Annotated in this window: 23 protein-coding genes and 1 tRNA gene; 16 read left to right on the forward strand and 8 right to left on the reverse strand. The window is 62.5% G+C overall.

The features are described 5' to 3' along the window. The first annotated feature begins 40 nt into the window (after nucleotides 1–40). From MUG98_RS10795 to MUG98_RS10815, 4 genes are all read left to right on the forward strand, one after another. Nucleotides 41–120, forward strand: a tRNA-Glu gene (locus tag MUG98_RS10795). A gap of 166 nt (nucleotides 121–286) precedes the next feature. Further along, on the forward strand, nucleotides 287–517 hold the full coding sequence (locus MUG98_RS10800; protein ID WP_265112120.1) for a hypothetical protein: 231 nt from the start codon (nucleotides 287–289) through the stop codon (nucleotides 515–517). An 82-nt stretch (nucleotides 518–599) separates the two neighbouring features. Then, entirely contained in the window at nucleotides 600–1,472 is an 873-nt protein-coding gene (locus tag MUG98_RS10805) for an EamA family transporter (RefSeq protein WP_265112121.1), read from the forward strand. A 372-nt stretch (nucleotides 1,473–1,844) separates the two neighbouring features. After that, a complete protein-coding gene (locus MUG98_RS10815; protein ID WP_265112122.1) occupies nucleotides 1,845–2,936 on the forward strand; it encodes a glycolaldehyde reductase in 1,092 nt (363 codons plus the stop codon). A 76-nt stretch (nucleotides 2,937–3,012) separates the two neighbouring features. Here the strand turns inward: MUG98_RS10815 and MUG98_RS10820 are convergent, their stop codons facing one another. Further along, nucleotides 3,013–3,948, reverse strand: a complete 936-nt coding sequence (locus tag MUG98_RS10820; RefSeq protein ID WP_265112123.1) for an SDR family NAD(P)-dependent oxidoreductase — start codon at nucleotides 3,946–3,948, stop codon at nucleotides 3,013–3,015. Nucleotides 3,949–4,098: 150 nt separating this feature from the next. Here MUG98_RS10820 and MUG98_RS10825 point away from each other — a divergent pair, with 150 nt between their 5' ends. Beyond that, nucleotides 4,099–4,659: an FAD-binding oxidoreductase gene (locus tag MUG98_RS10825; protein ID WP_265112124.1), complete on the forward strand. Its 561-nt coding sequence runs from the start codon at nucleotides 4,099–4,101 to the stop codon at nucleotides 4,657–4,659. A gap of 128 nt (nucleotides 4,660–4,787) precedes the next feature. Here MUG98_RS10825 and MUG98_RS10830 read toward each other — a convergent pair whose 3' ends face one another. Then, entirely contained in the window at nucleotides 4,788–5,444 is a 657-nt protein-coding gene (locus MUG98_RS10830; protein ID WP_265112125.1) for a helix-turn-helix domain-containing protein, read from the reverse strand. A 163-nt stretch (nucleotides 5,445–5,607) separates the two neighbouring features. Here MUG98_RS10830 and MUG98_RS10835 point away from each other — a divergent pair, with 163 nt between their 5' ends. From MUG98_RS10835 to MUG98_RS10860, 6 genes are all read left to right on the forward strand, one after another. Then, nucleotides 5,608–7,671 (forward strand): hydantoinase/oxoprolinase family protein, encoded by a 2,064-nt coding sequence (locus MUG98_RS10835; protein ID WP_345779798.1) that lies wholly within the window; start codon nucleotides 5,608–5,610, stop codon nucleotides 7,669–7,671. Next, the gene (locus tag MUG98_RS10840) at nucleotides 7,668–9,524 is read left to right on the forward strand and encodes a hydantoinase B/oxoprolinase family protein (RefSeq protein WP_265112127.1); all 1,857 of its coding nucleotides are present in this window, start codon (nucleotides 7,668–7,670) and stop codon (nucleotides 9,522–9,524) included. Before MUG98_RS10835 ends, MUG98_RS10840 begins: the two co-directional genes overlap by 4 nt. 21 nt (nucleotides 9,525–9,545) lie before the next feature. Continuing rightward, a complete protein-coding gene (locus MUG98_RS10845) occupies nucleotides 9,546–10,181 on the forward strand; it encodes an isochorismatase family protein (RefSeq protein WP_265112128.1) in 636 nt (211 codons plus the stop codon). A gap of 63 nt (nucleotides 10,182–10,244) precedes the next feature. After that, nucleotides 10,245–11,192 carry an isocitrate lyase/PEP mutase family protein gene (locus MUG98_RS10850; RefSeq protein WP_265112129.1) on the forward strand — a complete coding sequence of 316 codons (948 nt, stop codon included), beginning with the start codon at nucleotides 10,245–10,247 and terminating at the stop codon, nucleotides 11,190–11,192. Between the two features lie 236 nt (nucleotides 11,193–11,428). Further along, a complete protein-coding gene (locus MUG98_RS25540; protein WP_425601088.1) occupies nucleotides 11,429–11,791 on the forward strand; it encodes a hypothetical protein in 363 nt (120 codons plus the stop codon). 256 nt (nucleotides 11,792–12,047) lie between these two features. Then, the gene (locus MUG98_RS10860; protein WP_265112130.1) at nucleotides 12,048–12,947 is read left to right on the forward strand and encodes a polysaccharide deacetylase family protein; all 900 of its coding nucleotides are present in this window, start codon (nucleotides 12,048–12,050) and stop codon (nucleotides 12,945–12,947) included. Here the strand turns inward: MUG98_RS10860 and MUG98_RS10865 are convergent, their stop codons facing one another. From MUG98_RS10865 to MUG98_RS10875, 3 genes are all read right to left on the reverse strand, one after another. Further along, nucleotides 12,948–13,499, reverse strand: coding sequence for an asparaginase domain-containing protein (locus tag MUG98_RS10865; protein ID WP_265112131.1), 552 nt, complete (start codon nucleotides 13,497–13,499; stop codon nucleotides 12,948–12,950). 188 nt (nucleotides 13,500–13,687) lie between these two features. After that, nucleotides 13,688–14,338: a DUF2238 domain-containing protein gene (locus tag MUG98_RS10870; protein WP_265112132.1), complete on the reverse strand. Its 651-nt coding sequence runs from the start codon at nucleotides 14,336–14,338 to the stop codon at nucleotides 13,688–13,690. Next, on the reverse strand, nucleotides 14,335–14,919 hold the full coding sequence (locus MUG98_RS10875; RefSeq protein ID WP_265112133.1) for a hypothetical protein: 585 nt from the start codon (nucleotides 14,917–14,919) through the stop codon (nucleotides 14,335–14,337). The genes MUG98_RS10870 and MUG98_RS10875 overlap by 4 nt, the downstream gene beginning before the upstream one ends. A 463-nt stretch (nucleotides 14,920–15,382) precedes the next feature. Here MUG98_RS10875 and MUG98_RS10880 point away from each other — a divergent pair, with 463 nt between their 5' ends. Further along, on the forward strand, nucleotides 15,383–15,610 hold the full coding sequence (locus tag MUG98_RS10880; protein WP_265112134.1) for a DUF5795 family protein: 228 nt from the start codon (nucleotides 15,383–15,385) through the stop codon (nucleotides 15,608–15,610). Between the two features lie 100 nt (nucleotides 15,611–15,710). Here MUG98_RS10880 and MUG98_RS10885 read toward each other — a convergent pair whose 3' ends face one another. After that, nucleotides 15,711–16,583: a UbiA family prenyltransferase gene (locus tag MUG98_RS10885; RefSeq protein WP_265112135.1), complete on the reverse strand. Its 873-nt coding sequence runs from the start codon at nucleotides 16,581–16,583 to the stop codon at nucleotides 15,711–15,713. A 438-nt stretch (nucleotides 16,584–17,021) separates the two neighbouring features. Between MUG98_RS10885 and sucC the strand changes: the two genes are divergently transcribed. Beyond that, a complete protein-coding gene (gene sucC, locus MUG98_RS10890; protein ID WP_265112136.1) occupies nucleotides 17,022–18,173 on the forward strand; it encodes an ADP-forming succinate--CoA ligase subunit beta in 1,152 nt (383 codons plus the stop codon). Continuing rightward, nucleotides 18,170–19,042 carry a succinate--CoA ligase subunit alpha gene (gene sucD, locus MUG98_RS10895; RefSeq protein WP_265112137.1) on the forward strand — a complete coding sequence of 291 codons (873 nt, stop codon included), beginning with the start codon at nucleotides 18,170–18,172 and terminating at the stop codon, nucleotides 19,040–19,042. The genes sucC and sucD overlap by 4 nt, the downstream gene beginning before the upstream one ends. Nucleotides 19,043–19,346: 304 nt before the next feature. Here sucD and MUG98_RS10900 read toward each other — a convergent pair whose 3' ends face one another. Both MUG98_RS10900 and MUG98_RS10905 read right to left on the reverse strand, forming a co-directional pair. Beyond that, complete coding sequence (locus MUG98_RS10900; protein WP_265112138.1) at nucleotides 19,347–20,099, reverse strand: MSCRAMM family adhesin SdrC; 753 nt, start codon at nucleotides 20,097–20,099, stop codon at nucleotides 19,347–19,349. A gap of 244 nt (nucleotides 20,100–20,343) precedes the next feature. Next, nucleotides 20,344–21,243, reverse strand: a complete 900-nt coding sequence (locus MUG98_RS10905; protein ID WP_265112139.1) for a haloalkane dehalogenase — start codon at nucleotides 21,241–21,243, stop codon at nucleotides 20,344–20,346. Between the two features lie 173 nt (nucleotides 21,244–21,416). Between MUG98_RS10905 and bioB the strand changes: the two genes are divergently transcribed. Both bioB and bioU read left to right on the forward strand, forming a co-directional pair. Next, on the forward strand, nucleotides 21,417–22,523 hold the full coding sequence (bioB, locus tag MUG98_RS10910; RefSeq protein ID WP_265112140.1) for a biotin synthase BioB: 1,107 nt from the start codon (nucleotides 21,417–21,419) through the stop codon (nucleotides 22,521–22,523). Nucleotides 22,524–22,556: 33 nt separating this feature from the next. Then, entirely contained in the window at nucleotides 22,557–23,636 is a 1,080-nt protein-coding gene (gene bioU / locus MUG98_RS10915) for a (S)-8-amino-7-oxononanoate synthase BioU (protein WP_265112141.1), read from the forward strand. Nucleotides 23,637–23,672: the final 36 nt, after the last annotated feature.

A 23,672-nucleotide genomic window follows, 5' to 3' on the forward strand; every position in this document is an offset into this window, starting at 1 on the left:
GTGACACGGTCGAAACGCACCGGTTCGCGGGCGGTCGAGGGGCTGAGCGGTGAACATATCACCGACAAAGAGTGTCGCCCTCTCGAGGCAATGACCGGGGTTCAAATCCCCGTCGGAGCACTTCTCCCCGACGCCGTTCCGTGATTTAGAGCCCGTGCTAACATCAGGTAACCATGGGACTCGAAATCAATTCGATTCGCATAGCCGGCCAATCCCGACACAGACTTGCGATTACCGAATTTGGACAGGCAATCGGATTAGCATTGCTCCGGACGGGGGTCCAGCGATGGATCTGAGCGACTTCGTTTTCGTCCCCGAACCGACCGAACAGCGACTCGGGCAGCGCCAGTTGGTTGACTATCGCAGCGAACGCGAGGTCTGTCTCCGGTGGCTCCTGTCGTTCGGCAAGAATCCCGAGACGGCAGAAGGGTACGCGGACGTCCGCTGCGTGCCGTGTCAGATCGGGTCCAGGGGCAGTACAGATCGCGGAGCTCGGATCGGATTGCCGAGCGGCTGATACGTTCGATCACGTTTCAGAGGCGAAAACTGCGAGCAATCGATCGAACGACTGATAAACGACATCACCCTCCACCCAAGTGATGGATTCCGGGATCGGATTTGCGATTGCTGCAGCCCTCGTCTGGGGGTTCTACATTTACGTTTTGAAACGGTCGTTTTCGGGGTATCCGCCGGCGGCGCTGACGGTCCTTCTCAACTCGTTCGCGATCGCGTGGTACCTGCCGATCGTCGTCACACGGACGGAGTTTTCGGACGTGCTGCTCGAGAGCTTCGGCCTGGTCGACCTGGCCGTCGTCGCAGTGACGATACTCACGACCGCCCTCGCGTTCGTGCTGTTCCTCCGGGCGATCGCCGAGGGCGACGTCTCCTACGTGACGCCGATCAACAAACTCGTCCCGCTGTTCGTTCTGCCGCTCGAAATCCTGTTTCTCGGCCAGTTTCTCACTCGGCTACAAGTTTTCGGGGTCGTCGTCGCGACGGGCGCGGTGTACGTCGCGAACTACGACCCCGGCGGATTGTTCCGCCCGTTCGTCAAGGCCGCGCGGTCACGACCCGCGCAACTCGCGTTACTGAGTGCGATGTGTTACGCGGTGAGCGACCTCGGGAAGCGCGTCTCACTGCAAGAACTCGCCATCCCGGGGACGCTCTGGGTCCCGATCCTGCTGGTTGGTGTCGCGATCGTCCTTCTTCCGAGCGCCGTCCGGAATCCGCCGACGGCGGTTCGCGCCGACCTTTCGAAACTCGCGGTTGGCGGGGCGATAGTCGCACTCGGCGAACACACGACGACGCTCGCGTTCGCGGCGTTGCCGGCGAGTATCGCCTCGCCGATCATCAATACGCAGGCGATCGTCGCCGTCGTTCTCGGCGGCGTCCTCCTCGACGAACGGTACTTCCGCATCCGGCTCGTCGCCGCCGCACTGGCGGTCGTCGGAGTCTCGCTGATCGCGATGTAGCCGGCCCCGGTCTGACGGAACGCCTCTGGGAGATTCGCTACGGGTCGAATTACACGCTCGTAGTTCCGCTGGAACGCTGTGTCTCAATACGATCGTGAGGACCTCAGGGGGTGTGACTCAGTTCGGGGCGTGAGAACCACGAACTGGTGCCAAAGCATCCAGCCCACGCTCGGCGACGAAATCTTCGTCGGCAGAATTAACGATGGAGCGAAACGGTATACCTGCCAATTTGTGAACTGCTTTCGAAACGCCGAACCGACAACCGCTGAAACATGGCTCCAGAGCTACGCATACTGCTGGAACCAGCTGATCTGAACAATGCTCACGAGAGCCGGGCCAAACTACATTACCGTGATTGTGGTTCGTTCACATATGGCAAAAATATTCGCGTCCCCCGCGAACTATACACAGGGCCGTGGCGTCGCTGCGGAGATCGGAACGCACGCGGAGGACCTCGGGAGTAGCGCCGTCCTCCTCGCTGACGAAATTGTGATGGACATCGTGGGTGATACCGTCACGGAGAGTCTCGAAGACCACGAGTTCGCCACCGAGACGGTGGAGTTCCGGGGCGAGTGCTCGGAACAGGAGATCGAACGCGTCGCCGACCAGGCGAACGAGTACGGGAGCGACGTCATCGTCGGCGCCGGCGGGGGCAAGGCGCTCGATGCGGCCAAGGCGGTCGCGGAACGGCTCGACATCGCCATGGTCTCGATGCCGACCATCGCGTCGACGGACGCTCCCACGAGTTCGCTCTCGGTGATCTACACCGAACACGGCGAGTTCGAGGAGTACTGGTTCCACTCGACGAACCCGGAACTCGTCCTCGTAGATACGGCGATCATCGCGGAGGCACCGACCCGGACGTTCCAGTCGGGCATCGCCGACGCGCTCGCGACGTGGTTCGAGGCCGACGCGACCTACCGCTCGCACGGCGAGAACATCTTCGGTGGGGCCTCAACCCGGGCCGGTCACGCGCTCGCCGAACTCTGTTACGAGACGCTCCGCCGGCACGGCGTCTCGGCCGTCCACGCCGTCGAGAACGGCGCCGTGACGGAAAGCGTCGAGGCCGTGACCGAGGCGAACACGCTCCTGAGCGGCCTCGGCTTCGAGAGCGGCGGGCTCGCGGCGGCCCACTCGATCCACAACGGACTCACGCAACTCGAGGCGACCCACGACGCGACCCACGGGGAAAAGGTCAACATCGGCACCCTCTCCCAACTCGTCCTCGAGGGCAAGGACGACGAGTTCGTCGCAGACGTCATCGAGTTCTCGCTCGACATCGGGCTTCCGGTCACGCTCGCGGACATCGGTCTCGACGATCCGACGGAAGACCAGCTCGATACGGTCGCCGAGGCGGCCTGCGTCGAGGAGGAGACGATCCACAACGAGCCGTTCCCGGTCGAGCCTGCGATGGTCCGGGACGCGCTGGTGACCGTGAACGGGCTCGGCGAACGCCACAAGTAGCGCGTCCCCGTATCGGAGCGGGACCGCTTGACGGTCGGTGTAGGTCTGGCTTCCGGTTCGTCCCTGCTACCTCGAGTCAGTTACTCTGATGGGAGCTGATGCTCTCGCCGAACTCCGCAAGCGGTTCATCGATGTCGAGGAGGGTCGCACTTCGTTCCCAAAGTCGGCGGGCAGCATCGTCGTTTCTAGCCTGACCCGAAGGTGTTCTGGTCGACTGGTTCGCAAAATACTGGCCGGTGACGTCAGCGGCTTCGGGCGAGAGAGCGACGTACAACAGTTCTGCAGCACCGTCGGCAACCGATGTGATACCTGGAACCACATCGAGCGTAGAGATGAGCGCTGGAAGCGGTCGTGGCAGGAACCGGCTGAAGTTGCTTCCCGGTATCGCTCCTGGATGGACGCTATTCGAACTGATCGATTGGTCCACAGCAGCTACCCGACGTGCGAGTTCCCAGGAAAAGAGGATATTCGCGAGTTTCGAGTGGCTGTAGGCCCACATCGAGGAATACGACTCGACGGTTTCGACACGTTCCAGGTCGAGCGATACACCGCGGTGTGCTGCCGACGATGTCGTTACGATGCAGGCATCGTCGGTGAGGTGGTCGATCAGGTCCGTGGTCAGCTGATACGGTGCAAGGTGATTGATGTGAAACGTGTACTCGACACCCAGGTCCGTGAGTCGACCCGTACGGAAATACCCGCCGGCGTTGTTGAACAGGTAATCGAGACCATCGGTTTCCTCCCGAACTGTCATGGCGAGTTCTCGAACGGCATCGGGATCTGTGAACTCAGCCGGGATGAACGTCGCCTCGACACCGATCGTCTCCAGTTCGTTGACGACGGACTCGCCAGCGCTCACATCTCGTCCGTGGACGATCACGTCAGCGCCGAGTCGGCCGAGCGCGAGTGCAGCAGCACGCCCGATCCCACTCGTCGAACCCGTAATCAGCGCGGTTTGCCCGGCACAATTCACGTGACTCACGCCTGCAAGTTCTTCCGGACGATCTTTCATACCTCGACCACGAGTTCCGTCCTCAAAACGACACCCCCTCACCTTGTTATCTGGTGACGATCGAGGTGCTTACGAGAGGCGATACTCCCGAGCAGTTCACGGCCCTCGTAGAGGACGTCGTCTCTGTACGAGGACATACGCAACGCGGACTTGATTAACGAGTACCCCGCCGTGATCGCCCGCGTCATTGGCACATCCGACGTCGCTCGCGCAATCACGTTCGCCCGCGACAACGACCTCGAACTGGCTATTCGCGGCGGCGCCCACCATCAGGAGGGCAGCGCCATCGTCGAGGGAGAACTCGTCATCGATCTCGAGGGTAACACTGTACGCGTGGACGCCGAAAAGCAGGTCGCACACGTCCAGCCCGGCACCCGCGCAGAGGACGTCCTCGCCGAGACGCAACAGTACGGCCTCGCCACGCCGACCGGGAGCGCGGGAGAGGTCGGCATTCCCGGCTCGACGCTCGGTGGCGGTATCGGCTGGATCCGCCGGAAGCATGGCCTCGGAATCGACGCGCTCCGCAGCGGCGAGATCGTTACGCCCGACGGCGAACTTCGAGCGGCAAGTCCCGACCACAACGAAGATCTGTTCTGGGCCACCCCCGCGGTGGCGTCGGTAACTTCGGCGTCGTCACCAACTTCGAGTTCGACCCGATGGTACAGGCCCTCGGAATCTTCAACCCGTACGACGCCGCCGAGGACGTGCTAGAGACCCACCGTCAGGTGAGGAATCAACGAGCTGGTTCGATACCGAGAGTTCGATAATCATACCCCAGAGTAGTGCCCATTGAAGAAGCAGAAACTATATATCTCTTACACCATTTCGTACAGCTACTGTCATTCGAGTTCGATATGTTCGAACCGTCCTCTCCCGGTTTGTTTGTGACTGTCCGCCAATGCTGACGACAACAGTGTCTGTTCAGCTTTTCGAAGATGCTCGTGGAGCGTTGCCCGGCTGATCTCCAGTTCTTCAGCGAGTTCCTCGTTTGTGATCTTCCGCGGCCAATCGTAGTATCCTCGCGTCAGTGCTTCAGTGACGACTTCGCGTTGCCGCTCAGTTAGCAGCGAGTCGGTACTCGCTCTGAACTCCTCGAGTTTGCCAAGCGTGACCGTTCCAAAGCCTTCCAAATCGTCGATGATGTTTTTGAGATCGTCGCGTTGGAATACAAGGACGTTGTATTCTCGCTGACGGCCGGAAACTGTATTCGATCGTCGTAACGTACCATGGTTCTGGTAGATGGCCGAGTACGCTCCACAGGACGGCTTAGTGATTAGCAGGTTCTCGTTGTCGAGGCGCTTGACGTGTTCGACGTGATCCGCAGCCTCGAGTTCCGATTCAAAGGCATCTGCATGAGGCCCGGCGCGGAGAACGAACGTCACGAAGCCATTTTGAATCTCCTCGATCTCGATCGGGATCGGCGTGTCGATATCCGCTGTAAGCCGTCGGAGAATGCACTCTCGATGCTGCGTGAAATGGAGCGTCGCGGTAAACATCGCTACGTCCGCCCGTCAAAGTCACGCACAGTAAAAAAGGTACGCGACGGGGTGAAAGCGAGACGTGACAGTATTGATACAAAAGGTGATATATAACCTCCCAACAGGTGTTGGGGAAATCCTTACTCCCCAACGTGGTATCCATCATACCACACGATACCACATGGCATACAATCTTGGCGTCGACGTGGGTGGGACGTTCACTGACGTCATCGTCTTCGACGAATCGACCCACGAACTCACGATAGACAAGGTACTCTCAACGCCTGCTAACCCATCAGAGGGTGTTATACACGGCGTTGAGGAGGCAACAGAAAAGGCAGGAACGTCGGTGTCCGAGCTCGAACTTCTGTTTCACGGCACGACGGTCGTGACGAACATGCTCTTGGAGGAGACGGGCTCACGCGTTGGACTCATCACGACTGCGGGCCACGAGGACATCCTCCACTTGGCACGAGCATGGACGCCCGGACCGCTATACGGATGGATGGACATGGAGAAACCGGGGCCGCTCGCCGATCTGGTAGACACGCGAGGCGTCGCCGGCACGATCAGTTCTCCGTCTGGAGAAGAGACCGAACCGCTCGATGAGACGGCAGTTAGAGAAGCTGTCCGAGAGCTCGATGGGGCTGGCGTTGAGTCACTGACCGTCGCGTTATTAAACTCGTATCTGAACCCCGCACACGAGGAGCGTGTCCGCGAGATCGTCGCTGAGGAAGCGCCGGACCTTCCAGTATCCCTCTCCTCCGAAATCGTCCCAGAGTACGGGGAGTACGAACGTACCCTCACCACTGTCATCAACGACTACGCACGACCGACGGTGATCGAGTATCTCGAGGATCTCGACGAGTCGCTCGCGGCGGCCGGATCAACGGCGACAATGAACGTCGTCCGGTCCGACGGTGGGCTAATGAGTTCCGAGGCCGCGAAGGAGCGACCCGTCGAACTCGCGCTCTCCGGCCCCAGCGGGGGGGTCGTCGGTGCAGCGACCATCGCATCGAAGAAGGGGGTTCCCGACGTGTTGACGCTCGATATGGGCGGCACCTCGACTGACGTTTCGCTCGTCGAAGGTGGCACGCCCGAGACGACCCGTCAGACGAAAGTCGGCTATCGGGAGTTCAAATCCAGATCTCTCGACGTGAATACGGTCGGTGCCGGCGGTGGTTCGATCGCCCGTGTCCAGTTGAACGGCTCACTACAGGTCGGCCCCGAGAGCGCCGGCGCAGACCCCGGCCCGGCATGTTACGGACAGGGCGGCGAAGAGCCGACCGTCACGGACGCTAATGTCGTTCTCGGTCGAATCCCACCGACGGTCCAACTCGGCGGACGGATGGAACTCGACCGGGAGGCCGCTCACGACGCCGTTGCGATGATCGCCGACGAGCGCGACACCACGGTCGAAGAAGCCGCACAGGCCATTCTCGACATCGTCAACGAGAACATGCACGGTGCGCTTCGCGTCGTCTCTGTCGAACGAGGCTACGATCCTCGAGAGTTCGGACTCGTTGCCTTTGGCGGTGCCGGCCCAATGCACGCGAACGCGCTCGCGGACGTGATGGACGCCTACCCCATGATCATCCCGCCGGGTCCCGGCGTGATGTCCGCCTTCGGATTCCTCACCTCTGACATCCAAAACGAGTTCTCAGAGACGTATCTGGAGACAGAGGAAGACGTTGACGGTACGGACGTCTACGAGGAGCTACAGGCTCTCGAAGAAGAGGCGAGCGAGTGGCTCGTTTCCGAGGGTGTCGACGAGACAGCTCACGCGTTCGACTACTTCGCCGAGTGTCGGTACTTCCGCCAGGATATCCAAATGTCGATTCCAGTTACGATCGAGAATCTCCGCGGCGAGACCGGACTCACAGAGATCAAAGATGACTTCGAAGCGCGTCACGAGCGCCAGTTCGGGTTCTCACTCGATGCACCGCTGGAGATCGCTAATCTCCGCGTCATAGGGAAAGGAACGCTTCAAGGAGTCACCATTGAAGAACAGGAACTGGCCGGTTCTGATCCGAGTGGAGCTACACTCGACACCAATGAGGTATATTTCGGCGGCGACCACTACGAGACCCCGGTGTACGACCGGACTGAGCTGCGGCCGGGGAACGTGATTACCGGTCCAGCGATCGTGACCGACGACGACTCGACAGTCGTCGTTCAGCCGGATCACACTGCGACCATCGACCGCTACGCCAACATCGAAATTAACAGAGGTGAGAGCCAATGAGCGATTCAACCCCCGACTTCGTCGGCGACCACGACGTTGACCAGACCACGCTTGACATCATCGAGAGTACGCTTTCAAACACCCGTGACGAGATGGATCGGGTCGTCGAAACCACGGCAATCAGTCCTGTTATCCGCGAACAGTCCGACCAGTTCCCGCTTATCGCAGATGCCGAAGGACGGATGATCATGGGGCAGTTCGGGTCCGCTATCGATACCATCCTCGAGAATTCGCCGTTCGACCGTGCGGATCTTGAGGACGGTGACGTGATCGCGACCAACGACCCCTACATGTGTGCCGGTGCTGTTTCGCACACGCCGGACATGCTTCTCTTGCGCCCAATCTTCTACGACGACGACCTCATCGGCTTTTCGAGCCAGTGGGGGAACCTGATGGACGTCGGTGGCAAGACGCCGGGGAGCATGCCCGTTCAAGCGAGAACGATCTTCGAGGAAGGGATGCGACTGCCCCCAGTCAAACTCTACAAGCAAGGCGAGTTCGACAGCGAACTGCTCGAAACCTTTGCCCACAATACGCGACTCCCCGATCACGCGGAAGCCGACATCAAGGCACTGGCAGCGGGGACAAAAGCCGCCGAAACGCGCGTTCACGAACTCTGTGACCGCTTCGGGAAGGAAACGTACGTTGAGGCGTGTGATGCCATTCTTGACCGCACCCGCGATGGGATGATAGACCTCATCCACGAATTCATCCCCGAAGGCGAGCGGTACACCTTCGAAGATTACGTCGACGACGATGGGATGGGCAATGGCCCCATCAAACTTCACCTCGAAATTTATCGGGAGGGAGAAACGGTCTACCTCGACTGGACCGGTACGGACGAGCAGGTCCCGGGAACGGTGAACTTCCTCTTGAACGAGAAGATGTTCAAGATGTTCACCGGGGTCTTTCTCATCATGGCGTTCGACCCGTTGCTCACGTTCAACGACGGCTATTACGACCTCTTCGAGGTGACGCTGCCGGAGGGATCGGTCGTCCAGCCGGAGTTCCCGGCAGCGCTTGGTAATCGCCTGCCGATGATGGCCCGCCAGTTCGACGTCTTGCAGGCGACCTTCTCCAAACTCATCGATGGCTTTTCCGTTGCGGGCAGCTACGGTACGTCACCGAATCTCGTGTACGCGGGGACGGACTCAGAAGGGAACGACTTCCAGATGCTCGAAATTTTGTACGGTGGGATTCCGGCCCGACCGGGCGGTGACGGTCTCGACGGCCACTCGTGGTGGCCGCTCTTCCGCACAGTTCCGGCTGAGTATCAGGAAGCCTACTACCCACTGACGATCGACGAGTACAGCACGCGCGTCGACACCGGTGGCGCCGGCGAGTTCCGGGGCGGCCACGGGATCACTAAGGTCTATACCTTCGAGGAAGACGGAGCGATAACCTTCCAGGACGACCGTGCGCACACGTATCCGTGGGGTGTCGACGGCGGTAAGCACGCCCGGACGAGCGAAAAGAAATTGATTCGGACTGACGGTACCGAAGAGGAGTTGCCCTCGAAGGTCGAAAACGTCGCCGTCCAGGCGGGCGACAAACTCGTCTTCAGCACCGCCGGCGGCGGTGGGCTCGGCGATCCGCTCGAGCGCGACCCCAGTGTCGTCGGTGAAGAAATCGAACGTGGACTCGTCTCTGAGTCGGCTGCCCGCACGGAATACGGTGTCGTTCTGGCCGATGACGGCACCGTCGACGAGGCAGCAACCGCCGAGCGACGCGGCGAAATTCGGTCGTCTCGTGAGGATCTCGATTCGTTCGATTACGGTCCGCTGCCGGACGACGAGGCGCTCGAAGCGCGCATCGCTGACGAGCGCCGGGAGTTCGCTGACCGACATAATTGACCTGCAGACAATCCAGTAACCATGGACTGGCCACACGACATCGACGCCCACTACGACGAGGAGGACTTCGGTACGAGCGTCGGCCTCGGCGATCGGCCTGCGCTACTCGTCGTCGATCTGATCAACGCTTTCACTGATCCCGAGACTAGACTCGGCTCGGACGTCACTGGAGTACTCGAACAGACCGAGCGCCTGCTCGCCGCCTTCCGGAACCAGGATCTGCCGCGCTATTTCACAACTGTCGCGTTCGAAGAATCCTACGGAGACGCCGGACGATTCATCGAGAAAGTACCAGCGTTACGGGAGTTGCAACTTGGCACTGAAGCAGTTGCAGTCGATGATCGGGTCGCTCCCGTAGATGACGAGCGGGTCATCCTGAAGAAGTACGCGAGCGCCTTTTTCGGGACTGACTTACAGACGGAACTGACAACGAACCGCGTGGACACGCTGGTTCTCGCTGGCGTCACGACGAGCGGGTGTATCCGTGCGACGGCTGTCGATAGTCTTCAACACGGGTATCGGACTATCGTCCCGGCCGACGCAGTCGGTGACCGTGCCGAAGGACCGCACCGAGCGAATCTCTTCGACATCGACGCAAAGTACGGCGATGTCGTCACCACTGATAGCGTACTCGAACACCTCTCTACCAATGAGTAATAAGCATTCCAATGTACGAGCCGTATCGACACCGACTTTCTCACGTCCAGCGAGTGATCGCTTATGACCGATTCCGGTGCCACGCTCCGAAAGCATCTCGACCGCGACGAACTACTGGTCTGTCCCGGTGTCCACGACCCACTCACTGCCGGCGTCGCCGACGCCGTCGGCTTCGACGCGATCTATATGACCGGATACGGGACCTCGCTATCGAAGACCGGCTATCCCGATGCCGGCTTCATTACGATGCCGGAGATGATCAGTAACGCCGCGAACATTCAGGAACGGATCGACGTTCCGCTTATCGCCGATGCCGACAACGGATACGGGAACGCGACGAACGTCATCCGAACGGTGCGGGAGTACATCAAAGCCGGTGTCGGTGCTATCCACATCGAAGATCAAACGTTCCCGAAACGGTGTGGACACACGAAAGGACGGCAGGTTATCCCGCGGGAAGAAGCGGTCGGAAAGATCGAAGCCGCCGCCGACGTTCGAGACAATCGGGCCGAAGACTTCGTTCTCATCGCTCGAACTGACGCCCGCGGAACGGGTGACGGATCGCTCGACGAGGCGATCGGCCGCGCCAACGATTTCCTCGAGGCTGGCGCTGACGTCGCGTTCGTCGAGGGACCGACTGACGAATCGGAACTCGAACGCATCGGTCGAGAAGTCGACGGGCCGCTCGTCTACAACTTCGTCGGCAATCTCGGTTCATCGCCATATGTCGAACTGCCATCGCTTGCTGAGTGGGGATTCGACCTCGTACTGTTCCCAATTACGTCGACACTGTCAACGATTGCAAACGTCTACGCTGACCTCAGTGCCTTCGCAGACGATCCCGTGGCAGCGATGCGAGACATTGATGACGATTTCGACGCACAGCCTGTTGGAAGCCTTCACGAATTCACCGGCTTCCCAGAGGTTGTCGAATGGGAACGACAGTATCTCCCCGGCGAAGAACAGGACAAATACGAAGGGTCACTCGGTGATGATCCTGAAACCGAATAGTACTCCTCTTCGAGCCTGAGGAGAATTCTCACCCTCTGTCTCTGTTTAACGATGGAATCTTGGCTGCCAGACCATACCTCTGGAGGAGTAGGATATCCTGCCCTAAGCAATTCATTTGAAACACGCGGTGTTACGTCTACACCTCGTTTGAAACCTGGTTGGTTATCTGAACCCCATATATCTGCGACTAAGGACTCCTTCCCGAAGCTGGCTGACTTCGACCGAAAAGAGAGGCCGTGATCGATCGTCGATCGTTCGAGACGATGTATGTGAATAGGGAGTTGTGGCTCCGGAGATCAGGGACCGTGTTGGCTCTGAACGGTGTCCATCTTGCACTGAACACGGAGGTCGTCAGCGACGCAGGCGATGTTGTCGTAGAGGCAGTCGTAGTCCTCGACATCGACCGAGAGGCGGTGTTTCGAGCGTTCCCATTCGGCCTCTCACTCTTTGATAGTCGTGTCGGAAGACGTAGATACCACCTCGCCATCTCGATCGACGATCTTCGCTGCTCTGACGGAGAATCGGTGTTCTTTCGAGACGTCGATCGCGTCGTAGTCCGACGAACACTGGATTTCCTCCGGTTCGGCGCGGTCACGTAACGGACGGACCGTGATGGAGCCGTCGTCCTCCGGAGGAGGGTCCGACCCACCTGGCAGTGTACTGTCCGTTGGATCTAATGGAAAGACTACGCCCAGCAGTTTCCTCTGCCAGAAGGTAAATCTGTGACTCCGGGTGGATGCCCCTTCGACCGAACGAGAACACGGCTATCGACAGAAACCGATCAGAACGCGGTACCGTCACGCGAGGACGTGATACACCTCTTTACCCCTGGTTAGTGAGAGACCCGTTTGCATTATGGGAACAGTTGACGTTGCAATCGGTGTCGACGCGGACTGTGTCGCCGGCTGGCTCGGTTCCTACGGCGGTGCGGACTCCCCTGCGGATCTCTCCCGAGGATTGGCTGCCGGAAACGAGGGGATCCCGCGGATGCTCGCGCTCTTCGAAGACCAGGACGTCGAGACGTCGTGGTACGTCCCCGGGCACACGATCGAGACCTTCCGCGACGAGGTCGAGGCGGTTGCAGCCGCCGGTCACGAACTCGGCGTCCACGGCTACTCCCACGAGAACCCGACCGACCTCTCGCGGGAACAGGAGGACGAGATCCTCGAGGTGTCGATCGACCTCATCGAGGACGTCACCGGCTCGGAGCCCGTCGGCCACCGCGCCAGCTGGTGGGAGTTCAGCGAGAACACGCCCGACCTCGTCGAGAAACACGACTTCCTCTACGACAGTAGTCTGATGGAACGCCAGTTCGAGCCGGGCTGGATGCGCAACGGTGACAGTTGGGAGAAGATCGAGTACGACGAGAGCCCGGAGACCTGGATGGAACCCTACCAGTACGGCGAGGAGACCGACGTCGTCGAGATCCCGATCAGCTGGTACCGCGACGATATCCCGCCGATGCTGTTCATCAAGCAGCCGATCTACCACGCGGGGTACAAGGATCCGGAGATGATGTACGAGCAGTACTACAAGCGCCAGTTCGACTTCCTGTACGATCGCCGCGGCGCGGGCGTCTACACGTTCACGATCCATCCGGACATCCACGGACTCCCGCACATGATTCCGCTGTTCGAGGAGTTCATCCAGTACGTCAAGGACCACGAGAACGCGCAGTTCGTCACGCTCGAGACCGTCGCCGAGAAGTTCAAAGACGATCCATCAGTGTACGAAAGCGAGAGCGACTACGTCTGATCAGTCGGCAGACGCGAACGCCTCCCGGATCGACGCCGCGTCGTCGAACGCCTCGAGCGCCGACGTGTGTGCCTTCGTCACCGCACGCCCGCTGTGGATCTCCTCGTCGAACGCGACGAACGTGCCACCAGCGTCGCGCTCGACGAACGCGCGTCCGGCACGAACTGCCGTCAGTAGATTGCTCGGCCCGTCCGGGCTCACCTCGTCCGGCCGTCGCTGCGCACCCGTCAGAAACACCGGCGTCTCCTGCCGTACAGTGACGTCGAGATAGTAGGCCGTCTCCTCCATCGTATCCGTCCCGTGGGTAACGACGACGGTGTCGACAGTCGGATCGGCGTCGAGTTCGCGCACCCGCTCGCCGATCGTCTCGAGCGTCGCCGCGTCCAGTTCGTAGCTCGGTACCTGCGCGACGTCCTCGACCGTGAGTGTGGCGTGGGCTTCGAGTTCGGGGACGGCCTCGAGGAGTTGCGCGCCCGTTTGCGTCGGCCGCGGGCCGCTATCGGCGTCGGTGCTGGCGATGGTGCCGCCCGTACTGAGAAGGGTGACGTTCATACCGTCACGTCCCACGGTAACGACCGAAAAGATAGTCCGGGGTAGATTATCCACGGCGGGGAGACGTCGTTTCGTACCGCCCACACGTCTCGAGAGGGCGACAGAGAATAGCGCCCGAGCCGGAGACAGCGAGCCCGAACGGATGCCGTCGTTCCACCCTCTCCTCGAGAGGTAGAGAGGAGGATCGCTCACGAAGAGTCGCTGGTTCGGCCGTACCGTCGGCTGACGAGTCGTGCGACGCCGTCGAAGTAGCCGGTCCCCCACAGGGCGACGAGAAGCGCACCGACCGTGTTGTACAGGAGATCGAAGACGATGTCGCTCGTCCCGTACTGGGCCAGCACCGGTTCGCCGCCGACGGCGCTCGCCAGGCCGCCGGAGGCGAACTCGCCGATTTCCCAGAGGACGCCGAACGCGAGGACGAAAACGAGAATAAACACGAAGCGGAATTCCCCGGGAACGTCGACCGACTCGGCGGACCGATCGAGTGCGTCGACGATCGCGTACCCGACGCCGGCGACGAGCGTCGCCGAGACCGTGTGCGTAATCGAATCGTACCAGCCGAACAGTTCGTAGGGGCCGAGCGCGCCGGCCGCGTGGAGGAACGCCGCCGCCGCAATCCAGAGTGCGAGTCCAGCACCCATCTCGTGAGCGAACTCGCGGCGCACGAGAGTCGGCAGGAAGGTAACGGCCAGCGGGATGGCAGCGTTCACGACCAGCCCAGGATCGACCGTGACGAGCGCGTAGCCCACGACGATCGCCAGCAGCCCCTGGATCAACCGGACGGCGTGCCAGCACCGACGCTCGGAGAGAGCCAGTACGGTGTCGCTATCGGCCGTCACGACGCATCACCCGACAGTCCGCGACGGCCGACGCTGGCGGTCTCGTGGCGATAGAAGTAGAGTACGAAGAGAACGGCTGCGAGCCCGCCGAACGCAGTGGCGTAGACGAGATCCCACATCAGTTCGCCTTTCGTCGTGAGAAACGTCGTCGCGAAGACGACGTCGGAAACCCACTGGGCGATCACCCACAGCCCTGCCACGGCCATCGTCGCGAGAACGACGAACGCGACTGCAAAGCGTCCGGACATCTCGATCGGCGTGAAGGCGTCGAGTTCGACGGTGACGAGTAGCGCGATCGTCGCGACCGTGAGGAAGCCGGCGATCGGCAGGGTTCCGTACAGTCGAACCCAGATCGGGATGGCTGCAACTGTCAGTACCTCCCACGGAGGCATAACCAGCGCGTCCCGCCGAACGATCGCCGGCACGAACGCGAGGGCGGCGATCGCCGTCGCGAGGGTTGCCCAGAGAAACGAGCCCTGCCGGACGGTTACGAGGGCTGCAACGATAATCGAACACACCACCGGCCAGGCGAACACCGCGTTTATCCGTTCGTTCTCGATGAGCGACTGGAGGACCGGCATACTCCCTCACGGTGATTCGTCGGCGATCGGCCCGGTGCCCGGTTCGTCGCCGACCGCATCCGTCGGCCGGCCATCGATCACCGTCAGTCTCGAGTCGCGCTCGCGTCGTCGCATACGTCTCGCTTGAACGGGAAGGCGGAAACCGACGCGGCTTTCATACCAAGCGACCGGTGCCCGCGATTCGAACGGTCGTTGGTGAGTTGGCTGGACTCGATCGCCGTTGGAGTGGACGAACGCCGCGAGTCTGGCGGGGTCCCTTCGACACAGCCTCGGCTAGAACTGCATCGCTCCAGCGGGTTCTCGGTGCGCTGGAGAGACTCGCTGTGCTGGTCGAACGGGGGGAGTCGTGCCCATGGCGGCGACGAATCGGCGATCGAACTGCCCCTCGATCGACGCGCCCGCCGTTCCGGGCTTGAGACGGGCGAGCGGAAACCCTTAGAGGGTCGCCGTCCGAACGTCGAACGTGAGTGGAAATCGCGTCGTTCAGGGCCGGATGGTCACGGCAGAGAAACTCGCGGAACTGATCGAGGACGACTCGGTGATGGAAGTCGACTCGATCGAGGACGCGGACGAGGACTGTCCGGAGTGTGGCGGCAACGTCCTGGAGGTCGGCTACATGCCGTCGGTCACGGAGTTCGTCACCGGCCGGAAGTGCCAGGACTGTGACTGGAGCGACACCGATCGGGACTGACGCGTAGCGGCGCGACGGAACCGACGGGCCATCGATCGTGAACACCGTCGCCGATCGAGCGGCCGCGATCGGTCGAGCAGCCGGATCGAGCGACGCGGTGCTACCAGACGACCCACTCGAAGACGACCACGAGTACGGCCAGAAAGAGATGCTCGCCGTCGACGACGAACCCGTAGAACAGCGGTCCCCGATCGGGCGTCGCGAACGGGATGTACGCGCCGACGTAGCCGTTGAACGCGAGGAGAACGAGAAAAACCGTGGATAACACACCAGTCGCGACGATCGCGACAAGACTCGCCGCGACGAGGACGTTCGCCACTTGCGAGACGGTCCGGGTCCAGCCGGGACCGAACGTATTCGGGACGGTGCGAATACCCTCCGCTCGATCGCCCTCGATGTCCTTGACGTCGAAGATCACCGCGGCGATGGTGATCATCGCGCCGATGTAGCCGGCCAGAAACAGGACCTCGAACCGCCACGGCTGGCCGAAGTAGTAGCCGACCCCCAGCGGAATCAGGGCCCACGCCGCGCCGACGAACAGGTTCTTCACGAAGAACAGGCGCTTGACCCCCACCGTCGAGTACAGTATCGCGGCGAGCAGGGGCACGAGCATGAATCCGACGCCCGGGACGTCGAGTGCGATCGCGAAGCCGATCGCCGCGAGATAGAGCACGGCCCCGACGGCGAGCCAGATCCGGCCGTATCGCCTGATGAACGCCGCCCGCTGGGGGACGTTCGTCTCGTCTTCCTCGAGATCCGTGAATCGATTGACCGTGTAGACGAACATCGTGACCGCGAAGACGATGAAAAACGGCCGCGGATCGGGCGGCAGGTCGGCGAGCGCGATCGTCGTGACGACGACGCTCGCCGCGGAAATCGAGATGAAGACGTTGCTGTGAACGAGCACGCGCAACACCGCCGTCAGCGACGAGACCCATCGCCGTTGGCGGTGAGTGGTCGCACCGGCTGTCACGGCCGATCACCCTCTCGATCGGGGTGCAGACGGGCGACCGGTGGCGTCCGCGGGTCCCGATCGTCGGCCGCGTCGAATACGCGGCACTCGGCGGGACCGCATCGGGGACGGCACCCGCTCTCCGTCGGACCGGGATGGTGATCGGATGGGGACGCGATACCAGGAGACACCGGTTGTCACTGCTTGGTTCTGTACGGAGTCAAACGCTTCGGTGTCTCGGGTCGTCTTTCGCTCGTCGGCCGTCCAGTCGAGCGTTTCGAGGCATCCGGCCGTCGCGTCGTTTCGCTCAGCAGTAATGTACGGTCCAAACGTGCGACGAGTGTGACAGCTCGGAGGCCTGTCAGCCGCCGTCGCTGGCATCTACCTGTCAATTGAACGCTGTGCCCGAGTGGAAACTGGCAGGATTTAAGCAACGGCGGAACACCCGTTCGAATGGCCATGAAATTACACGAGTATCAGGCGAAGCAGGTCTTCGCCGACGCCGGTATTCCGACGCCGGCCTCTCAACTCGCCTCCGACGTCGACGGTGTCGTAACCGCAGCCGAGGAGATCGGGTACCCAGTAGCAGTGAAAGCGCAGGTCCAGGTCGGCGGCCGAGGGAAAGCCGGGGGGATCAAACTCGTCGAGGACGAGGACGAGGCCCGCGAGGCGGCCGACTCGATTCTCGGGATGGATCTCAAGGGCTACCGCGTGGATCGCGTGCTCGTCGAGGAAGCGGTCGACTTCACCAACGAACTCTACGTCGGGATCACGATGGACCGCGGCGAGGGCAAACCGGTCGCGATGGTCTCGACCCGCGGCGGCGTCAACATCGAGGAAGTCGCCGAGGAAGACCCCGATGCGATCGCACGCGAGCACGTCGATCCCTCCTTCGGCATGCACCCCTACCAGGCCCGCAAGGCCGTTTACGACGCGGGTGTCGGCCGATCCGTCGCGCGTGACGTCTCGAACGTCCTCATGACGCTCTACGAACTCTGGGAGAGCCGCGACGGTGCGGACGCCGAAATCAACCCGCTGATGGTAACGAGCGACGACGAGGTCATCGCGGCCGACGCCGTGATGAACATCGACGAGGACGCGCTGTTCCGTCAGCCCGAACTCGCCGAGATGGAAGAGGAGGCGGCGGGCGGCGACGAACTCGAGCAGAAGGCAGACGAGTACGACTTCGACTACGTTCGCCTCGAGGGGAACGTCGGTATCATCGGCAACGGTGCCGGACTCGTCATGACGACGCTCGACCTCGTCGACCACTACGGTGGCGAACCCGCGAACTTCCTGGACGTCGGCGGTGGCGCGAAGGCCCAGCGTATTTCGAACGCGCTCGACATGGTCTTCTCCGACGACAACGTCGACTCGGTCGTCTTCAACATCTTCGGCGGAATCACTCGCGGCGACGAAGTCGCCCGCGGGATCAACGAAGCACTCGAACAGTTCGACGACATCCCCAAGCCGGTCGTCGTCCGACTGGCGGGGACGAACTGGGAGGAAGGCATGGAGATCCTGAACGAGGACCTCGTGACGGTCGAACAGACCCTCGAGGACGCGGTCCAGCGTGCCGTCGAGTACGCTGGGGAGGTGAACGACCAATGAGCGTACTAGTCGACGACGACACGCGCGTCGTGGTACAGGGCATCACCGGCGGGGAAGGCAAGTTCCACGCCGAACAGATGATGGAGTACGGGACCAACGTCGTCGCCGGCGCGGTCCCCGGCAAGGGCGGGCAGGAAGCCGCCGGCGTCCCGGTCTACGACACGGTTCACGAGGCCGTCGAAGAGGAGAACGCCGACACGTCCGTCATCTTCGTTCCGCCGGCGTTCGCGGGCGACGCCATCTTCGAGTCGCTCGACTCCGGTCTCGACCTCGCAGTGGCCATCACCGAGGGCATCCCGACCCAGGACATGGCCCGGGTCAACAAACGGCTCTCCGAGACCGATACCCGGCTCATCGGGCCGAACTGTCCCGGTCTCATCACGCCCGGCGAGGCCAAACTCGGCATCCTCCCCGGCAACATCTTCGCCGAGGGGAACGTCGGCCTCGTCTCCCGCTCCGGCACGCTGACCTACCAGGTCGTCGACAGCCTCACCAACCGCGGCATCGGCCAGACGACCGCCATCGGCATCGGCGGCGACCCGATCATCGGAACGGATTTCGTCGACGCCCTGGAACTGTTCGAGAACGACCCCGACACCGACGCGATCGTCATGTGCGGCGAGATCGGCGGGGAAGACGAGGAGGAGGCCGCCGCTTACATCGACGAGCACGTCGACACGCCCGTCGCCGGCTTCATCGCCGGCCGCACAGCACCGCCGGGCAAGCGCATGGGCCACGCCGGCGCGATCGTCTCCGGTTCCGGCACCGGCACCGCCGAGAGCAAGATCAACGCGCTCAACGACGCCGGCGTCCCGGTCGGCGACACCCCCGAGGAAGTCGCCGACCACATCGAAGAGTTCCTCGGATAACGCCGCGCAGAGTTCGTTTCTCGATCGCTCTCTCCGTGCCCGATTCTATACGATCCAAATCTCGCGTCCCGATCGACTCCCCGCCGAACGGGTTCTCGTCCGGACTCGCGGCGTGTGGCACGGTTCCGCGAGTCGACGCGATCGGTTTGTGCATCGGCGACAACAGTCGGGCTTCGAGAACCGGTGAGAGCGCGGCGCAAAGAGGCACACGAGGCGGCGAACGGGGACGGATCGATCCGGAGAACGGACGCGTGCTGGTCCCCTTCGACCGCGGATGCCGAGGATATCGCCGTCCCGAGACGACCTAGAACAGACCGCCGATTTTCGATCGGAGCCAGCCGAGGATTCCCGACGACGACTGCTCGTCTTCGGGGTTCGCGAGGGTCCGGTCCTCGTCCTGGACGATCGGTGCGGAGTCGTCGGATTCAGACGCCGATTCGCGATCCGACGGCGCTTCCGAATCGGCGTCCGCGTCCAGTCCGGTTTCCGAATCGGTGTCGCCGGCGTCGTCCTCGTCCGACACCATGATCGAGCCTCCAGACTGCGATGAGCGTCCGACGTCGTCATCGTCGCCCTCCGCATCGGGAGTCGGCGACTCGTCCGCAGCGCCGGCCGGTGTATCCGTAGCTTCGGCAGAGCGACCGGTCCCGTCCCCGTCGGTATCGTCGCCGGCCCCGTCGTCCGAGTCCACCCAGAGGAACTCTTTTTCCTTCGTTCGGCCGGTGAGCAAGAGGTCCTCGAGCGCGTCCTCGTCGACGAGCAAGTCGTCGTCGGCCGGATCCGGATCCGGTTCGTCCGCACTCGCGATGATGTCCTCGGGACTTTCGTCCGCGAGCACGCCGTCCGTGTCGTCCCCCACGTCGGACTGGAGCTGATCGAAGACGTCGGCGGCCGTCCGGTCCTCGATCGTTTCGCTCCCCGTCGACGCGTCGCCGCGCTCGCGATCGGTCGGCCCCCCCTCGACCGACTCCGCGATCTCCCCGAACAGTTCGTCCGCGCTCGGCCCCGCCTCGAACGACCCGTCGCTCGCGTTTTTGTCTGCGGTACTATCAGTCATACACTCGCTCACTGCCAATTGATTATCACACGCCTTTAACTTTTGGAATTTTTGTCAGTTTCGAGGAGTGTTATAACTGAAACGTGAGTGTAGTGGCTGTCGACCCGTTCCGGGGTGGCTCGACCCGTACACGCATCCATCCCCGTTCGGGAATGTGACCCGTTATTTTAATCTCTGTGACACTACTTGTGCACGGAAGTCAGCGCCGCGGTGAGAACGATGGCCGCTGGAAGCGTGACGGGTGCTACGTGCGATCGACGAAATCGACGATCCGGTCGGCGATCGCTTCGCCGGCGTCTTCCTGCAGGAAGTGCGCGGCATCCTCGATCCAGACGTCCGGCTGGTCGCCCGCCGTCGGCAACAGGTCGCGCATGGGGTCGCGGTTCCCGGAGGTGATGGGATCGTTCGCGGCGAAGAGGACGAACGCCGGGTTCTCCCACTCGGCGAGTCGCTCGCGGGCGGACGCGAACAGGTCGGCCCCGGGGTCGTCGGGTGACTGGGGGACCAGCCCCGGGAACGTTCGGATCCCCTCCATGTGACGTTCGTCGGGGAAGGGGGCGCGATAGGCGTCGCGGACGGCCTCCGAGAGACCGTGGTAGGTCCCGTTCTCGATCAGTCGCCCCACGTCCAGGTCGTCGGCCGTCGCGACGAGGTCGGCGAACTGGTGCCAGATCGCCGGCATGTCCTGCGTGCCGTCCGGGAGACCGGTGTTCATCGGGACCAGCCGCGCGAACCGATCGGGCTGGTGGGCCGCGAGCGAGAGTCCGAGCAACCCGCCCCAGTCCTGGCAGACGAGCGTGACGTTCGTCAGGTCGAGTTCCTCGACGAAGGTCTCGACGGCGTCGTAGTGCATCTCGACCGTGTACGCCGCCCGATCCTCGTACCTGTCCGATCGGCCACAGCCGATCAGATCGGGTGCGATCACGCGGCCCCGATCGGCTAGCCGTGGGATCATCTTGCGGTAGAGGAACGACCAGGTGGGTTCACCGTGGAGACAGAGGAACGTCTCGTGCGTCTCACCAGCCTCCGGCGACGGTCCCGCCTCGACGTACGCCATCCGAACGTCCCCCACGTCGACGTACTGGGGCTCGTAGTCGAACGACGGGAGGTCCGCGAATCGGTCCTCGGGGATGCGAACAACCATGTGTTGTGGTGCCAGGTGACACTATTCAAGCCTTCGGAATCGCAACAGCCGTCTCGAATCGTCGGACTCGTGTACGAACTCGGCTCCGAGTGAATCGATCGTCTCGCAGACCGAACGTGCAACTGCCATGACTGTCCCCAACAATTATAGGTTCGTCAACCGTCGTTCGAATCGTGGTTTACGAGACGAACAACGAGACGGTCGACGACGCGCTCGAGCGGGTTCTGGCCGGCGAACGACTCGACCGCACCGACGGGCTCGCGCTGCTTGCCCAGCCGGTCGAACCGCTCGCCGAGGCCGGCGCAGCCGTGCGCGATCACTTCGGCGACGGCACGGTCGACGCCTGCTCGATCGTCAACGCGAAGGCGGGCAACTGCGCCGAGGACTGTGGCTTCTGTGCCCAGTCGGTTCACTTCGACACCGGCATCGACACCTACGGCTTCCTCGGCCCGGAGAAGATCCTCGAAGCGGCCAAGCGCGCCGAGCGCGACGGCGCACAGCGGTTCGGGATCGTCGTCGCCGAGAAGGGCGTCTCGAAGGAACGCCGACCCGACGAGTGGGCGGACGTCCTCGAATCGATCCGACTCGTCCGAGATGAGTGCGACCTCGAGGTCGACGCCTCCCTGGGGATTCTCACCGAGGAGGAGGCTGCCATCCTCGCCGAGGAGGGGATCAACCACTACAATCACAACATCGAAACCTCCCCGCGGTACTTCCCTGAAATCGTCGAGAGCCACTCCTTCGAAGATCGGGTGAAGACGCTCGAAGTGGCCAAGGAGTCCGGGATGGACCTCTGTGCCGGCGTCATCCTCGGCATGGGCGAGACGCCGACCGATCGGGTCGAGGCCGCGATCGCCCTGCAGGACGTCGGCATCTCCTCGCTCCCGGTGAACGTCCTGAACCCGGTCCCGGGGACGCCGCTCGCCGAGCAGGGCGTCGACATCACCACCGAGGAGATCGTCAAGACGGTCGCGGTGTACAAACTGCTCCATCCCGAGTCGCGGGTGCGACTCACCGGCGGCCGCGAGGTGAATCTCGATTCCGACGAGCAGCACCTGCCGCTGGAGGCGGGTGCCGACGGGATCCTCACCGGCGACTACCTGACGACCGAGGGGCAATCGCCCGGCGAAGACATCGAGATCATCGAACGCGCGGGTCTCGAGCCAAACCGGGAGGCGAACGACTTCGACCCCGAGGTGGTCAAGGCTCGCCACGGCGCGTCATCCGACTCGTCGTCCGAGACGGCAGCGAGCACAGGCGCAGAACCGAGCGACGACTAGCGGATCAAGGCGATTACCAGTACACCGACATCCATGGAGGAAACCACGTTTGCGGTACTCGGAACCGGCGGCATCGGACGACGAACGCTCGAAGTCAGTCAGCACAAGGACGCTCTCACCCCCGTCGCGGCCTGCGATCGCCACGGCACCGCGATCGACTTCGACGGACTGGACGTCGACGAATTGCTCGCGGCGACGGAGGGGAATATCGACGGCGAACCGCGAGACGACGAGGTCGCGACGGACGGCGGAACGGGTGCGACGGCCGCCGACGGTGAGGGCGGCATCAAACAGCACGGCGAAGACAGGGGCGTCGTCGCCTCGAGTCAGGCCCGCCCCAGCGAGGACCCCATTCGGGACGTCATCGATCGCGGTGATCGGATCGACGCCGTCCTGCTCGCCCTCCCCAACTACGAACACGACTTCATCCCGCGCGTGGCCGATCGGTTCGTCGAGAGCGGCTACTCGGGCGTCATGATCGACGTCCTCAAGCGCTCCCGCGTGATCGACATGCTCGACGATCGCAGCGACGAGTTCCGGGAACAGGGCATCACCTTCATCTGTGGGGCCGGCGCGACCCCGGGCTTTCTCACCGGCGCGGCCGCGCTGGCGGCCCAGTCGTTCGTCGAGGTCGAGGCCGTCGATATCCGGTGGGGCGTGGGTCTCAAGTCCGGCTACGAGGACAACCGCGGCACCGTCCGCGAGGACATCGCGCACCTCCCGGAGTACGACATCGAAACCGTGCGCGACCTCTCCGAGACCGAAATCGAGGCGATCATCGACGAGCACGACGGCGTCATCGAGTTCGAGGACATGGAACACGCCGACGACGTGCTGCTCGAGCGCGCCGGCGTCTGTGACGCCGAGGACGTGCGCGTCGGCGGGATTCTCGACGTTCGCAGCGACGAGAAGCCGACGACGACCACCGTCTCCGTGACGGGGACGACCTTCGACGGCGAGACGGCGACCAACACCTTCCGGCTCGACGACGCGACGAGCATGGAGGCGAACGTCAACGGCCCCGCGCTGGGCTACCTGAAAGCCGGCGTCCGGCGGAACCGTGCCGGCGAGTACGGCGTCTTCGGACCGGCCGAACTGATGCCCGGTTTCTAGACCGCGCTGACAGTCACTGCGCACCCGATCGCACGA

Origin of the sequence: Halosolutus halophilus (assembly GCF_022869805.1) — an archaeon.
GTDB classification, from domain to species: domain Archaea; phylum Halobacteriota; class Halobacteria; order Halobacteriales; family Natrialbaceae; genus Halosolutus; species Halosolutus halophilus.

What these genes read in the sequence shown, in the direction of transcription:
- MUG98_RS10800 (WP_265112120.1), top strand. Translation starts at nt 287, where the DNA reads ATGGATCTGAGCGACTTCGTTTTCGTCCCCGAACCGACCGAACAGCGA.
- MUG98_RS10805 (WP_265112121.1), top strand. Translation starts at nt 600, where the DNA reads ATGGATTCCGGGATCGGATTTGCGATTGCTGCAGCCCTCGTCTGGGGG.
- MUG98_RS10815 (WP_265112122.1), top strand. Translation starts at nt 1,845, where the DNA reads ATGGCAAAAATATTCGCGTCCCCCGCGAACTATACACAGGGCCGTGGC.
- MUG98_RS10820 (WP_265112123.1), bottom strand. Translation starts at nt 3,948, where the DNA reads ATGAAAGATCGTCCGGAAGAACTTGCAGGCGTGAGTCACGTGAATTGT.
- MUG98_RS10830 (WP_265112125.1), bottom strand. Translation starts at nt 5,444, where the DNA reads ATGTTTACCGCGACGCTCCATTTCACGCAGCATCGAGAGTGCATTCTC.
- MUG98_RS10835 (WP_345779798.1), top strand. Translation starts at nt 5,608, where the DNA reads ATGGCATACAATCTTGGCGTCGACGTGGGTGGGACGTTCACTGACGTC.
- MUG98_RS10840 (WP_265112127.1), top strand. Translation starts at nt 7,668, where the DNA reads ATGAGCGATTCAACCCCCGACTTCGTCGGCGACCACGACGTTGACCAG.
- MUG98_RS10845 (WP_265112128.1), top strand. Translation starts at nt 9,546, where the DNA reads ATGGACTGGCCACACGACATCGACGCCCACTACGACGAGGAGGACTTC.
- MUG98_RS10850 (WP_265112129.1), top strand. Translation starts at nt 10,245, where the DNA reads ATGACCGATTCCGGTGCCACGCTCCGAAAGCATCTCGACCGCGACGAA.
- MUG98_RS10860 (WP_265112130.1), top strand. Translation starts at nt 12,048, where the DNA reads ATGGGAACAGTTGACGTTGCAATCGGTGTCGACGCGGACTGTGTCGCC.
- MUG98_RS10865 (WP_265112131.1), bottom strand. Translation starts at nt 13,499, where the DNA reads ATGAACGTCACCCTTCTCAGTACGGGCGGCACCATCGCCAGCACCGAC.
- MUG98_RS10875 (WP_265112133.1), bottom strand. Translation starts at nt 14,919, where the DNA reads ATGCCGGTCCTCCAGTCGCTCATCGAGAACGAACGGATAAACGCGGTG.
- sucC (WP_265112136.1), top strand. Translation starts at nt 17,022, where the DNA reads ATGAAATTACACGAGTATCAGGCGAAGCAGGTCTTCGCCGACGCCGGT.
- sucD (WP_265112137.1), top strand. Translation starts at nt 18,170, where the DNA reads ATGAGCGTACTAGTCGACGACGACACGCGCGTCGTGGTACAGGGCATC.
- MUG98_RS10900 (WP_265112138.1), bottom strand. Translation starts at nt 20,099, where the DNA reads ATGACTGATAGTACCGCAGACAAAAACGCGAGCGACGGGTCGTTCGAG.
- MUG98_RS10905 (WP_265112139.1), bottom strand. Translation starts at nt 21,243, where the DNA reads ATGGTTGTTCGCATCCCCGAGGACCGATTCGCGGACCTCCCGTCGTTC.
- bioU (WP_265112141.1), top strand. Translation starts at nt 22,557, where the DNA reads ATGGAGGAAACCACGTTTGCGGTACTCGGAACCGGCGGCATCGGACGA.